The sequence below is a fragment of the Saccharopolyspora elongata genome (genome assembly GCF_004348985.1).
GTDB classification, from domain to species: Bacteria; Actinomycetota; Actinomycetes; order Mycobacteriales; family Pseudonocardiaceae; genus Saccharopolyspora; species Saccharopolyspora elongata.
This window is the reverse complement of the sequence record NZ_SMKW01000003.1, coordinates 56,858-69,960: the sequence shown is the minus strand read 5'-3', so window position 1 is coordinate 69,960 and position 13,103 is coordinate 56,858. Positions and strand designations below refer to the sequence as shown.

Below are 13,103 nucleotides of genomic sequence, written 5' to 3'. Positions count from 1 at the left end.
GTATTGGTCATACACAAGTCGGGGATCCCGCAGTCGAGACGGCGTCTGAGGTTCCGCTGGGTGACCACCTACGCAAAACGACCCCGCACCCTCTCTGTCAGCCCTTCGTCAGCGAGTCGACCAGTTCTTCGGCGCTGGCCGCCGCCTCCAGCAGGGCGCCCACGTGGGCCTTGGTGCCGCGCAGCGGTTCCAACGTCGGGATGCGCACCAGGGATTCCCGGCCCAGGTCGAAGATGACCGAATCCCAGGACGCCGCGGCCACCTCCGACGGGTAGCGCTCCAGGCACCGGCCGCGGAAGTAGGCGCGGGTGTCCTCCGGCGGCGTGGTCACCGCGTCCCGGACCTCCTCCTCGCTGACCAGGCGCTTCATCGAGCCGCGCGCGACCAGCCGGTTGTACAGGCCCTTGTCCAGGCGGACGTCGGAGTACTGCAGGTCGACCATGTGCAGCCGCGGCGACGCCCAGCCCAGGCCGTCGCGCGCCCGGTAGCTCTCCATGAGCCGGAGCTTGGCGGGCCAGTCCAGCCGGTCGGCGCAGTCCATCGGGTCGCCGCCGAGCAGGTCCAGCACCTCGCCCCAGGTGTCCAGCACTTCGCGGGCGGGGCGCTCGGCGCCGTGCTCGTCGAGGTGCCGGGCGGCGCGCTCGTGGTAGGCGCGCTGCAGGTCCAGGCCGGTGAACCGGCGCCCGTCGGTGAGCTCGACGGTCTGCTTGAGGGTCGGGTCGTGGCTGATCAGGTGCACCGCCTGCACCGGGTCGGCCAGCTTCAGGTCGTCGAAGCGCTGCCCGGACTCGATCATGTCCAGCACCAGCGCGGTGGCGCCGAGCTTGAGGTAGGTGGAGGTCTCCGCGAGGTTGGCGTCGCCGATGATGACGTGCAGCCGCCGGTACTTGTCGGCGTCGGCGTGCGGCTCGTCGCGGGTGTTGATGATGCCGCGCTTGAGCGTCGTCTCGAGGCCGACCTCGACCTCGATGTAGTCGGAGCGCTGGGAGAGCTGGAAACCGGCCTTCTCCCCCGCCTGGCCGAGGCCGACGCGCCCCGAACCGCAGATCACCTGGCGGGACGCGAAGAACGGGGTGAGGCCGCCGATCACCGAGGTGAACGGGGTGCTGCGGGACATCAGGTAGTTCTCGTGGGTGCCGTAGCTGGCGCCCTTGCCGTCGACGTTGTTCTTGTACAGCTGGATCGGCGCGCTGCCGGGCACGCTGGCGGCCCGGATCGCCGCCTCCTCCATGACGCGCTCACCGGCCTTGTCCCAGATGACCGCGTCGCGCGGGTTGGTCACCTCGGGCGCCGAGTACTCGGGGTGCGCGTGGTCGACGTACAGCCGCGCGCCGTTGGTGAGGATGACGTTGGCCGCCCCGAGGTCGTCGCCGTCCGATCCGTTGGTCTGCTGCGCCGCTGTGCTGAGGTCGAAACCGCGGGCGTCGCGCAACGGCGACTCGACCTCGTAGTCCCAGCGAGCGCGCCGCGCCCGCGGGATGTCGGCCGCCGCCGCGTAGGCCAGCACGATGTGCGTGGAGGTCAGCACCGGGTTGGCGCCGGAATCGCCCGGCACGACGATGCCGTACTCCACCTCGGTTCCCATGATCCGCCGCATACCTCGCAGCGTACGGGGTCTCACCGACCAAGCGGAGTGCCGCACGCCACAGGGATCCGAGTCGACCCGATTCGGCGCAACGCGTGTGCCTCGAAGGGAGGGTGCGACGATTGGGCCATGAGCGCGGGCGAGGAATCGGTGGCGGTGTACGACGCGGCCGGGAGTGTCGTGGGCAGCGCGACGCGGCGGCGGATGCGCGCGGAGGGCCTCTGGCACGCGGCCTCGGCGGTGCTCCTGCTCTCCCCGGACCGCAACAGGATCTACGTGCACCGCCGCACCGACACCAAGGACGTCTACCCGGGCATGCACGACTGCGCGGCGGGCGGCGTGGTCGCGGCCGGCGAGGATCCCGATGTCACCGCGGTGCGCGAACTCGCCGAGGAACTCGGGGTGCGCGACGTGCCGGTGCACTACCTGTTCCGCTCCACCTACGAGCAGGGCACCGTGCGCTACCACGGATTCCTCTACGAGGCGCTGTGGGACGGCCCGATCGTCCACCAGCCGGAAGAAGTCGCCGAGGGCTGGTGGATGCCCCTGGGCGAGCTCCGCGAGCGCCTGAACGACCCTGGCTGGCCGTTCGTGCCGGACGGCCGCCAGTTCGCCGAGGAATGGTTCGCCCGATCGTGAACGGAGGTGTGAAGCGAACGGCCTGTTCACCTCAATAGACGGAACCAACGGTCCGTTCCCTCCAAAACACCCCGTCAAGCGGATTGGAGCGAACGGACCGTTCGCGTCGATAGAAGGGGCGAACGGGCCGTTGACTTCATCCCAGCCCATCCCATCCCGTCCCCGGCTGCGCGGACGCCACTCAGTGCCAGGGGAGTTCGGCGCGTTCGCCCCAGTAGGTCGCGGCGTCGCGGGCCAGCCGGCTCAGCGCGTCGAGGTCCTGGTCCGTGAGCTCCACCCGGCAGGCCGCCAGGTTCGACTCCAGCTGCTCGACGCTGGCCGCGCCGACGAGCACCACGTCGGCCCAGGGCTGGCGCAGGACGTGCGCGAGCGCGATGGCGTCGGTGCCCACCCCGTGCCGGTCGGCGACCCTGGTGAGCTCCGCGGGCGGATCCACCGCGAGCCGCCCGTTCGCCAGGGTTTCCTTCACCAGCACCCGCCAGCCGCCCGTGTGCGCCTCGGCCAGGAAGCGGCTCGCGGACGGCTCCAGGGTGTTCCAAGTGGACTGCACGGCGCTGAACAGCTGCCGCCCGCCCACCTCGATCTCCCAGGCGCGCTCGATGGTTTCGCCCTGCGCCGCGCCGCTGGTGGAGAAGCCCAGCTGCACCCCGGCGTCCCGGATCCGCGCCAGCTCGCGCTGCAGCGCCAGGTCGTCGAACAGCGGGCTGCTGGTGGTCAGCGAATGCACCTGGTAGAGGTCGATGCGGTCGCCGAGCTGCGTCCGGGTCTCGGCCCACTGGGTGCGCAGGCGTTCCACCGAGTGCTCCTTGACCTCGTGCACCTCGGTCTCGATGCGCCACTGCGCGACGTAGGCGTACCCCCACTTGCTGGACACCGCGACGTCCTGGTGGCCGCGCTCGCGCAGCCAGTCCGCGAGGAACTGCTCGGCGCTGCCGTAGGAGCGGGCCGTGTCCACCCAGCGGATCCCGTTGGCGTAAGCGGCGTCCAGCACCGTCCGGGTGCGTTCCCGCATCGCCTGCGCGGTGCGCTGCACGGGCAGCACGGCGGCGCGACCGACGTTGATGTACGCGGGCCTGCCGAGCGCGGCGAGGCCGAGTCCTAGGCGCTGCACCGATCGTTGCGCTGGGAGCATGCCTGGAACCTAACCTCTGTCGGCCCGCGGCACAGCTCGGGGCCGCCACCCCCGCGGAGATGGCGGCCCCGGGCTCGGCCTTACAGGTACTGGCCCGTGTTCGTGGCCGTGTCGATCGCTCGGCCGGATTCCTGGCTCTTCCCGCTGACCAGGGTGCGGATGTAGACGATCCGCTCGCCCTTCTTGCCGGAGATGCGGGCCCAGTCGTCCGGGTTGGTGGTGTTGGGCAGGTCCTCGTTCTCGGCGAACTCGTCGACGATGGCGTCCTGCAGGTGCTGCACGCGCAGGCCCGGCTGGCGGGTCTCCAGCACCGACTTGATGGCCGCCTTCTTCGCCCGGTCCACGATGTTCTGGATCATCGCGCCCGAGTTGAAGTCCTTGAAGTACAGGACTTCCTTGTCGCCGTTGGCGTAGGTGACCTCCAGGAACCGGTTCTCCTCGGTCTCGGCGTACATCCGCTCGACCGTGGTCTGGATCATCGCCTCCACGCACGCGCCCTTGTCGCCGCCGAACTCCTTGAGGTCTTCCTCGTGGATCGGCAGTTCCTTGGTCAGGTACTTGGAGAAGATGTCCTTCGCCGACTCCGCGTCCGGACGCTCGATCTTGATCTTCACGTCCAGCCGCCCCGGCCGCAGGATCGCCGGGTCGATCATGTCCTCTCGGTTGGAGGCGCCGATGACGATGACGTTCTCCAGCCCTTCGACACCGTCGATCTCGCTGAGCAGCTGCGGCACGATGGTCGTCTCCACGTCGGAGGAGACGCCGCTGCCGCGGGTCCGGAAGATCGAGTCCATCTCGTCGAAGAACACGATCACCGGGGTGCCCTCGGAGGCCTTCTCCCGCGCCCGCTGGAAGATCAGCCGGATGTGCCGCTCGGTTTCGCCGACGAACTTGTTGAGGAGTTCGGGGCCCTTGATGTTCAGGAAGAAGGACTTGGCGTGGCCGTCGTCGTCGCCGCGCGCGGCGGCGACCTGCTTCGCCAGCGAGTTGGCGACGGCCTTGGCGATCAGCGTCTTGCCGCAGCCCGGCGGGCCGTACAGCAACACGCCCTTCGGCGGCCGCAGCTGGTACTCGATGTAGAGGTCGGAGTGCAGGAACGGCAGCTCCACCGCGTCCCGGATCTGCTCGATCTGGCCGGCCAGCCCACCGATGTCCTGGTACCCGACGTCGGGCACCTCCTCCAGCACGAGGTCTTCGACCTCGGCCTTCGGCACCACGTCGTAGGCGTAGCCCGCCTTGCTGTCGATCAGCACCGAGTCGCCGGCCTTCAGCCCGGACGCGGCCAGCGGTTCGGTGACCCACACGACGCGTTCCTCGTCGGTGTGGCCCAGCACCAGCGCCCGGGGGCTCTCCCCGGTACCGCTGGACAGCAGCTCCCGGAAGGTGCAGACCTCACCGGTTCGCTCGAACGCACCAGCCTCCACCACAGTCAGGGCCTCGTTGAGGCGCACCGACTGGCCCAGTCTCAGTTCCTCCGTCTCGACGTTGGGTGACACCGCCACCCGCATCTTGCGACCAGACGTGAACACGTCGACCGTGCTGTCCTCGTAGCCGTGCAGGAAGACCCCGTAACCACTGGGGGGCTGCGCGAGGCGGTCGACTTCTTCGCGCAGCGCCATCAGCTGGCCCCGCGCTTCCTTCAGGGTCTCGGTGAGTTTGGCGTTCCGTTCGGTGAGCTGGCTCACTCTCTCGGATGCCTCGGCCAGCCGCTTTTCCAGCAACCGGGCCTGTTGGGGAGACTCGTTGAGCCTGCGGCGCAGCAGTGCAACCTCGTCTTCCAGGAGACGAATCTGGCTGCGGAGTTCTGCGGAGCCACCGCTGTACTGCTCGCCGCCCTCCTCAGGCCGGCTGCCGGGACGGTCGTGCTGCATGTCGGCACCCTCCTCCCGTGCTCGTACCACCACGGTACCGGCGATCACCGACGACGGCGGCGTCGTTGATGCCCGCCGGATCGCCCAGCGTGCCACAAAAATCCGCGAATACCCATGAGGCGGGCCAAGTTGGCGCCAGCGGGTCGCGTTCCGGCCGGGCGGGGCGGATACGTTGCGTTGACGATCATGGTCCGTTCGATACGTTCCCGATCGGACGACGCGGCCCCACGAGCACCGGTTTTCCGTTGCGCCACGCGGATCGGGGCGGTCGGCGGGCATCCGGGTTAACCGATCCGGCAACCGGGTGGCGTTGCGACCGCCCGGCTGCGAGCGCATCCGGCACTTCTCCCATCATTTGGAACAACTGCCCCTGGACGCCACTCCAGCCCGGCGAATTCCCCATGACGATTGAGTGCCGAAAAGTCCACTCCGTGCACCACGCGTCGCGGGCTCTGATCTACTTACGGCCGCCGAAAGCAGCAACGCACCACTCCGGGGAGGAGCCATGACCTATCCGCCGCAGCAGCCTGGACAGGGCGGGTGGGGGCAGCAACCCGCGGGCAACGGGTTCCCTCAGCAGGGTCCGCCGGAAACCCCGCAGCAGCAGCCCGCCTGGTACGGCAACCAGCACACCGGCTGGGGCCAGCAGGGCCCGGACCAGCAGCAGCAGCAGGCGCCCATGGCCCCCCAGTGGGGCAGCGAGTTCGGCCCCGGCTCCTGGATCCAGGAGCCCAACGGCTTCGCCGACGTCGAGCCGCCGCAGCGGAAGAAGTCGAAGCTACCGCTGATCCTCAGCCTGGTCGGGGCGCTGGTCGTCCTCGCAGGGGCCGGTGTCGGGGTGTTCTTCTGGCTGAACAGCGGGCCCGGCGAGGCCCGGCCGGTCGCGCAGGAGGTCGTCCAGAAGGTCAACGCCGGCGACTTCAACGGCGTGAGCAGCCTGTTCTGCGACTCCAACAAGGCCGAGCTGAGCAAGGCGATGAGCCAGCTCAGCCAGTGGAAGTTCAACGTCAAGCTCGGCGAGGTGACCGAGCGTGGCGACCAGGCCACCGCGAAGTTGACCGGAACCTACGAGGCCGACGGATCGTCCACACCTGTGGACCAGACGATGGGCCTGGTCGTGGAGGACGGCACCTGGAAGGTCTGCCAGCTCGACCAGTGAGCCCGCAGCAAGAGCATGTGAGCAAGGGGGAGGACCCATGACGTACCCACCGCAGCAGCCGCCCGGGCAGGACGGCTGGGGGCAGCAGCCCGGCGGCCAGTACCCGCCCAGCGGTGGCCAGCCGCAGCAGGGCTTCGGCGGCCAGCCGGGCGGCGCCTACCCGCCCAGCGGCGGCCAGCCCCAGCAGGGCGGCGCGTACCCGCAGAGCGGCCCACAGCCGCAGCAGGGCTTCGGCCAGCAGCCCCCGTACCCGCCGCAGGGCGGCGGCTTCGGCCAGCCGGGCTTCGACGCGCCGAAGAAGAAGTCCCCGCTGCCGTGGATCCTGGGCGGCATCGGCGGCCTCCTCGTGATCGGCCTGGTGATCACCCTGGTGATCGTCTTCACCGGCGGCCCCGGCGACCCCCGCAAGGTCGCCCAGCAGGGCATCGACGCGATCAACCAGAAGGACTTCGCCAGCCTGCAGCCCATGTCCTGCAAGAAGGAGCAGGAGAAGTTCCAGGAGATGCTGGACACCTTCGAGGGCAAGGGCGGTTCATTCGACGAGCTCAAGGAGTTCGGTCTCACCGACGCCGACATCCAGAAGCTGATCGACGGCATGAAGATCGAGATGAAGCTGGGCGAGGTCAAGGACAACGGCGACAACACCGCCACGGCCAAGGTCACCGGCACGATGAGCATCACCGCCGACGTCGAGATCATGGGCCAGAACGTGGCCGACCTGATCCCCGACGAGAAGATCGACGAAGAGTTCAAGATGGTCGTCGAAGACGGCTCCTGGAAGCTCTGCTGATCGACGCCCGATCACGTGCAAAGGCCCGCCCCGGTCCGGGGCGGGCCTTTCGCGTTCAGCCTTTGCTGGGGCGGCGCTGGACCCGGGGCGGGGTCACGCCGTCCGCCAGGCGGCGGGTCGTCAGGAGGAACGCCGTGTGCGCCACCATCCGGTGGTCCGGGCGGACCGCCATGCCCACCACGTGCCACGGGCGCAGCAGCGTTTCCCAGGACTGGGGTTCCGTCCAGTTCTGCTGCTCGCGGATGGCCTCCGTGATCCGGGACAGCTGGGTCGTCGTGGCCACGTAGACGACCAGGACGCCGCCGGGCAGCAGCTTCTCGTGGACCTTGTCCAGGACGTCCCAGGGCGCGAGCATGTCGAGCACCACCCGGTCGACCGGGTCGCCGTCGTAATCCTGGACGTCGCCCAGCTGCAGCGTCCAGTTGTCCGGCTTGTCGCCGAAGAAGCGCCGCACGTTGCGCTCCGCGTGCTCCGCGTGGTCCTCGCGCACCTCGAACGACGTCACGCTGCCCTCGGGGCCGACCGCGCGCAGCAGCGAGCAGCTCAGCGCGCCCGATCCGGCGCCCGCCTCCAGCACCCGCGCGCCCGGGCGGATGTCGCCCCACATGAGGATCTGCGCCGCGTCCTTCGGGTAGATGACCTGGGCGCCGCGCGGCATCGACAGCACGTAGTCGGCCAGCAGCGGCCGCAGCGCCAGGAACGACGTGCCGCCCGCCGAGGTCACCACCGAGCCCTCCGGCTTGCCGATCAGGTCGTCGTGCGCGAGGGCACCGCGGTGCGTGTGGTACTCCCCTCCCTGCTCCAGGACGACCGTGTACTTCCGGCCCTTCGGGTCGGTCAACTGGACCCGGTCGCCGGGCTGGAACTCACCGCTGACGGTGCTGCTCAACTGCTGCCTACCTTCTCCACGCTGGTACAGCGCACCATCGTCGCAGAGCGTCCGAAGAAGGCTCGGGTCGGCTTCCGCCACCCCATTGCCGCTGCGCAGGTCACGTGAGCGTTTTGGGGCGCTATGACACCCCAAAACGCTCACGGGCTGCTCACCCGCGACGGGAGCGCAGCGCGTTGCGGAGGTCCTCGCGGCGCAGGACGCCGCTGGGCCTGCCCTCGCCGTCGACCACGAGGAACTGCCAGGCCAGCACCGACTGCACCCGCTCCAGGATCGCGTCCGGGGTCTCGCTGTCGAGCAGGATCGTGTCCGGGTCGACCGGTTCGGCCGCTCGCTCGGCCGGTTCGTTCGGCGCGTGGGTGGCCAGGCGCTCCGCCGCGGTCTGGTCGAGCAGGCCGACCGCGATGCCGTCCGCCCGCACCAGGACCACGCCCCGGCCCGCCGCCGCCAGCAGCGCATCGCCCACCGGGCTCTCCGCCGGGAGCTGCAGGACCGGGCGCACCAGGTCGCCCAGCTCCAGGCCCGCGGGCCAGCGCTTGCGCTGCTCGGCCGCGTGCTCCGCGCTCGCACCGGCCACCACGAACCACGCCATCAGCACGCACACGCCCAGCCGCAGCCACTGGTCCTGGGCGTTGTTGAGCAGGCCGACCAGCGCCCAGCCGATCAGGACCGCCGCCACCGCTCCCGCGCCGATCACGCCCGCCGTGGTGCCCGTGGCGCGCTTGCCGGTGAGCCGCCAGGTCAGCGCCCGCAGCATCCGGCCGCCGTCCAGCGGCAGGCCCGGCAGCAGGTTGAACACCGCCACCGCGAGGTTCGCCACGCAGGTCTGCGCGACCAGCAGCCAGATCGCGCCGCCGGGCACCAGCGCGAACCAGCCGATGCCGGTCGCCAGCGCCAGCACCATCGACACCGCGGGCCCGGCCGCCGCGATCAGGCCCTCCTGGGTGGGTTTCGGCGGCGTCCGGGAGATCTCCGACAGGCCGCCGAGCAGGAACAGGCGAACGCGCCGCACCGGCAGCCCCAGGCGCAGCGCGACGATGCAGTGCCCGAGCTCGTGCAGCAGCACCGAAACCGCCAGCAGCACGGTGAACACCGCCGCCAGCAGCGCGCTCTCCCAGATCCCCGCTCCCGGCAGTATCCGGCCCACCAGCGGCGTGTAGAGCAGCACGATCAGCGCCGCCCCGAGCCACCACGACGGCGACAGCAGCACTGGCACCCCGGCGATGCGGCACAGCAGCAGGCCGCCGTCGTTCAACTTGGGCCGGGTGGGCGGGGACGCGGTCGACGGCATGCACGCAGGGTAGTGCCCCACCCGTGAGGCAGTCGTGATCCGTGCAGGGGGTGATCGCGTGTCGGTCGGCTCGATTAGGGTCTCGGGCCATGGCGGAACCTGCGCAGGCGACAGGCGGGACACTCCAGGACGGCAGGCCCAGGCGGCCGGCGCTGTCCCCGTCCCGCGCGAGCGATTTCAAGCAGTGCCCGCTGCTCTACCGGTTCCGCGCCGTGGACCGGCTGCCGGAAACGCCCAGCAAGGCGCAGGTGCGCGGCACCGTGGTGCATTCGGTGCTGGAGCGGCTGTTCGGACTGCCGACCGCCGAGCGCGACCAGGCGCAGGCGCGGGCGCTGCTGCAGCCGGCCTGGGAGGAGCTGCTCGCGCAGCAGCCCGAGCTCGGCGAGCTGTTCGACGGGCCCGACGATCCCGAGCTGACGGGCTGGCTGGAGTCGGCGAACGCGCTGCTGGACGCCTACTTCGAGCTGGAGGACCCGCGTCGGCTGGAGCCGGAGGCCTGCGAGCTGCGGGTGGAGACCGAGCTCGACTCCGGGGTGCTGCTGCGCGGGTTCATCGACCGCGTCGACGTGGCCCCGACCGGCGAGATCCGGCTGGTCGACTACAAGACCGGTGCCGCGCCGCGGGAGATCGGCGAGGCCAAGGCGATGTTCCAGATGAAGTTCTACGCCCTGGTGCTGTGGCGCACCCGCGGCGAGATCCCCCGCCAGCTGCTGCTGATGTACCTGGCCAGCAAGCAGCGGCTGGCCTACACGCCGGACGAGACGGAGCTGCGCCGCTTCGAGCGCACCCTGGAGGCGATCTGGCAGGCGATCCTGCGGGCGGGCAAGACGGGCGACTTCCGGCCGAACCCCAGCCGCCTGTGCGACTACTGCGACCACAAGCCGCTGTGCCCGGCCTTCGGCGGCACCCCGCCGCCCTACCCGGGCTGGCCGGAACCCGACCCGGGCCCGGAATCCGTCCTCGACCGCACCGACTGACCCGCCGCCGCCCGGGGGATCGCAGTTTCAATCGAAACTGCGGAGGTTGTGGACAACTCGCGCAATTTCAATGGAAATCGAAGGTCCGATTTCCATTGAAATTGCGGCACCCCGGACGGCAGCCGGGCCCTCGGGCGGTCAGTCCTCGTAGGGGTCGTAGTTGGCGGCGGTACCGAAGTCGCCGGCCTGGGTCGGGTCGATGACCGCGAAGCGGGCGCCGCTGGGATCCCGGAGGACCGCGACCCGGCCGATGCTGGAGTCGTACGGATCCACCCGCACGCGACCGCCGAGGCCGATCGCGCGGCGGACCAGCTCATCGGTGCCGACCTCCGCGTCGACGCCGAGGTAGAGCAGCCAGTGCGGCTTGGTGGACTCGGTGATGAAGTCGCGGATCATGCTGACCCGGGCGCACACCGACTCGTCCCCGAGGTACCAGACGGAGTAGTCCGAGCGGTGCTCGGTGCCGAACTGCTCGGCGCTGTAGCCGAAGAGCTCCTGGAAGAAGTTGTCCGCGGTCTGCGCCTTGATGGTGACCAGCTCGGCCCACATCAGGGTGCCCGGCAGCCCGACGTCGAACTGCCAGGACTCCTCGGGTTCCAGCAGCCCGAACTCGGCCCCGGCCGGCCCGACCAGCACCGTCTTGGCGCCCAGCCCGGGCACCTCGTTGCGCGGCACGGTCACCGTCGCGCCCAACGCCACGGCCCGCTCCGCGAAGGCCTCGCAGTCCGCGGTGGCCAGGTAGAGCCGCCAGCTCGACTGGTCACCGGAGGCGGCCCGCAGGCTGGCCACCGGGAAACCCTCGCGCATGGCGATCACGTGTTCGCCGGAGACCGGATCGCGATGAGTTTCGTACGTCCAGTCGAACAGCCCGGAGTAGAATTCCTGGGCCCGCTCGAGATCCGTGGTGATCAGCTCTATCCAGCATGGCATCCCCTCGTAGAGCTCCCACCGCGGCGGGGTAGTTCCCGGTACCACGACGGCCATTTCCTCACCCCCACCGGCTCGTCCAAGATCGTCCCGGATTCCATTATCCGCAATCGGCACGGCCGACTTGGGGCACTCGGATCACAATCCGGTGGAGCAACCGGGCATACAGGACGAACTCGCGAGGACGCGGCGTTCGCCTGAACAGAGCAGTGCGTTGACAGGCTGTGGCGCTGCAAGGGCGCTTTTGAAGCGGCGCAGCCGCTTAGCCCACCTACGCAACTCGCACCGCCGCGGGTTCTCAGACGGTGCCCGCCCTTCTGGGCTACTGGGCGAGGACAGCCCCGACGCCGCGTATTTGGACATACGTAAGTCGGGGCTCCCACAGTCCAGACGGCGTCTGAGGTTCTGCCACCCGCACCGACAAGCAAGGCGAGCCTGGAACAGGTTCTAAAGGCGGCAGGCCCTGATGTCGGAGGACAGGATGGCCTTGGCACCGACCGCGGCGAGGCGGTCCATGATCGCCGGGGCGTCCTTGCGGGAGACCATCGCGCGCACCGCCACCCAGCGGTCGTCGGCCAGCGGCGACATGGTCGGCGACTCCAGGCCCGGCGTCACCTTCGTGGCGTCGTCGAGCAGGTCGCGCGGGCAGTTGTAGTCCAGCATCACGTACTGCTGGGCGAACACCACGCCCTGCAGGCGGGCGATGAGCTGGTTCTTGGCCTGCTCGTCGTCCGAACCGCGGCGCTCGATCACCACCGCCTCGGAGTTGCAGATCGGCTCGCCGAAGGCGACCAGGCCGTGCTGGCGCAGCGTGCGGCCGGAGCCGACCACGTCGGCGATGGCGTCGGCGACGCCGAGCTGGATGGAGATCTCCACCGCGCCGTCGAGCCGGATGACGTCGGCCGTCACGCCGTGCTGCGCGAGGTCGTCGGTGACCAGCCTCGGGTAGGACGTGGCGATCCGCTTGTCCTGCAGGTCCGCGACGGCCCAGTCGTGCTGGCCCGCCGGGGCGGCGTAGCGGAACGTGGAGCCGCCGAAGCCGAGCGCGAGCCGCTCCTCGACCGGGGCGCCGGAATCGCGGGCCAGATCGCGGCCGGTGAGCCCGAGGTCGAGCTCGCCGGAGCCGACGTAGATCGCGATGTCCTTGGGGCGCAGGAAGAAGAACTCGACGTCGTTGGTGGTGTCCAGGACGGTGAGGTCCCGCTGCTCATGGCGCTGCCGGTACCCGGCTTCCGCGAGCATCTCGGATGCGGGACCAGCGAGGGTGCCCTTGTTGGGCACAGCCACACGCAGCATGGAACTCGATCTCCTTCTTCTAAATTGCAGCAGTCGACTTGAGCAGCGGTGCCGGTAGCGGAACCTCAGAGGCCCTCTCGGTCCGGGATCCCCGACTCATGTATGACCAATACGCCACGCCGGGGCTGTCCTCCCGAGAGGCCCTCTGAGAACCCGCGGCGGTGCGAGTTGCGCGCGTGGCGAAAGAGAAAGCGGCTGACACCGCTTGCCTGACGGCACGTGCACTCACGCGCACCTCCACCCCGATCAGCATGACCAGTTCACAGGTAGCGGTAGACGTCCTCAAGGGACAGTCCGCGCCCCAGCATGATGACCTGCAGCCGGTACAGCAGCTGCGAGATCTCCTCGGCGAGCTGTTCGTCCGATTCGTGCTCGGCGGCGATCCACACCTCGCCGGCCTCTTCGAGGACCTTCTTGCCCTGGGCATGCGTCCCGGCGTCGAGCGCGGCCACCGTCGCCGAGCCCTCCGGACGGGTCCGGGCTCGTTCCTGCAGTTCGGCGAACAACTCGTCGAAGGTCTTCACAGTCCACGATCCTTGCATCCCGG

The 13,103-nt window shown here is 69.8% G+C and carries 12 protein-coding genes; 4 read left to right on the top strand and 8 right to left on the bottom strand.

Annotation, left to right across the window (positions count from 1 at the left end):
- Positions 1-97 precede the first annotated feature (97 nt).
- Positions 98-1,597 carry a depupylase/deamidase Dop gene (dop, locus tag E1288_RS03370; RefSeq protein ID WP_132480535.1) on the bottom strand — a complete coding sequence of 500 codons (1,500 nt, stop codon included), beginning with the start codon at positions 1,595-1,597 and terminating at the stop codon, positions 98-100.
- A gap of 117 nt (positions 1,598-1,714) precedes the next feature.
- Here dop and E1288_RS03365 point away from each other — a divergent pair, with 117 nt between their 5' ends.
- Complete coding sequence (locus E1288_RS03365) at positions 1,715-2,224, top strand: NUDIX hydrolase (protein WP_132480532.1); 510 nt, start codon at positions 1,715-1,717, stop codon at positions 2,222-2,224.
- A 181-nt stretch (positions 2,225-2,405) separates the two neighbouring features.
- Here E1288_RS03365 and E1288_RS03360 read toward each other — a convergent pair whose 3' ends face one another.
- Positions 2,406-3,356: an aldo/keto reductase gene (locus E1288_RS03360; RefSeq protein ID WP_132480529.1), complete on the bottom strand. Its 951-nt coding sequence runs from the start codon at positions 3,354-3,356 to the stop codon at positions 2,406-2,408.
- Between the two features lie 80 nt (positions 3,357-3,436).
- A complete protein-coding gene (gene arc, locus E1288_RS03355; protein WP_132480526.1) occupies positions 3,437-5,227 on the bottom strand; it encodes a proteasome ATPase in 1,791 nt (596 codons plus the stop codon).
- Positions 5,228-5,732: 505 nt separating this feature from the next.
- Here arc and E1288_RS03350 point away from each other — a divergent pair.
- Entirely contained in the window at positions 5,733-6,386 is a 654-nt protein-coding gene (locus E1288_RS03350; RefSeq protein WP_132480523.1) for an Rv0361 family membrane protein, read from the top strand.
- 37 nt (positions 6,387-6,423) lie between these two features.
- A complete protein-coding gene (locus E1288_RS03345; protein WP_132480520.1) occupies positions 6,424-7,176 on the top strand; it encodes a hypothetical protein in 753 nt (250 codons plus the stop codon).
- Positions 7,177-7,231: 55 nt separating this feature from the next.
- Here the strand turns inward: E1288_RS03345 and E1288_RS03340 are convergent, their stop codons facing one another.
- Complete coding sequence (locus E1288_RS03340; protein ID WP_132480517.1) at positions 7,232-8,065, bottom strand: tRNA (adenine-N1)-methyltransferase; 834 nt, start codon at positions 8,063-8,065, stop codon at positions 7,232-7,234.
- 151 nt (positions 8,066-8,216) lie between these two features.
- Positions 8,217-9,356, bottom strand: coding sequence for a site-2 protease family protein (locus E1288_RS03335; protein ID WP_132480514.1), 1,140 nt, complete (start codon positions 9,354-9,356; stop codon positions 8,217-8,219).
- Between the two features lie 89 nt (positions 9,357-9,445).
- Between E1288_RS03335 and E1288_RS03330 the strand changes: the two genes are divergently transcribed.
- Positions 9,446-10,333, top strand: a complete 888-nt coding sequence (locus tag E1288_RS03330) for a RecB family exonuclease (RefSeq protein WP_132480511.1) — start codon at positions 9,446-9,448, stop codon at positions 10,331-10,333.
- Between the two features lie 138 nt (positions 10,334-10,471).
- On the opposite strand, the gene E1288_RS03325 is transcribed toward E1288_RS03330, so the two are convergent.
- The 3 genes from E1288_RS03325 to E1288_RS03315 all read right to left on the bottom strand — a co-directional run bounded on the left by E1288_RS03325 (position 10,472) and on the right by E1288_RS03315 (position 13,080).
- Positions 10,472-11,317, bottom strand: a complete 846-nt coding sequence (locus tag E1288_RS03325; protein ID WP_132480508.1) for a VOC family protein — start codon at positions 11,315-11,317, stop codon at positions 10,472-10,474.
- Between the two features lie 390 nt (positions 11,318-11,707).
- Positions 11,708-12,556 (bottom strand): ATP phosphoribosyltransferase, encoded by an 849-nt coding sequence (hisG, locus tag E1288_RS03320; RefSeq protein ID WP_132480505.1) that lies wholly within the window; start codon positions 12,554-12,556, stop codon positions 11,708-11,710.
- Positions 12,557-12,816: 260 nt separating this feature from the next.
- Positions 12,817-13,080, bottom strand: a complete 264-nt coding sequence (locus tag E1288_RS03315) for a phosphoribosyl-ATP diphosphatase (RefSeq protein ID WP_093260198.1) — start codon at positions 13,078-13,080, stop codon at positions 12,817-12,819.
- Positions 13,081-13,103 lie beyond the last annotated feature (23 nt).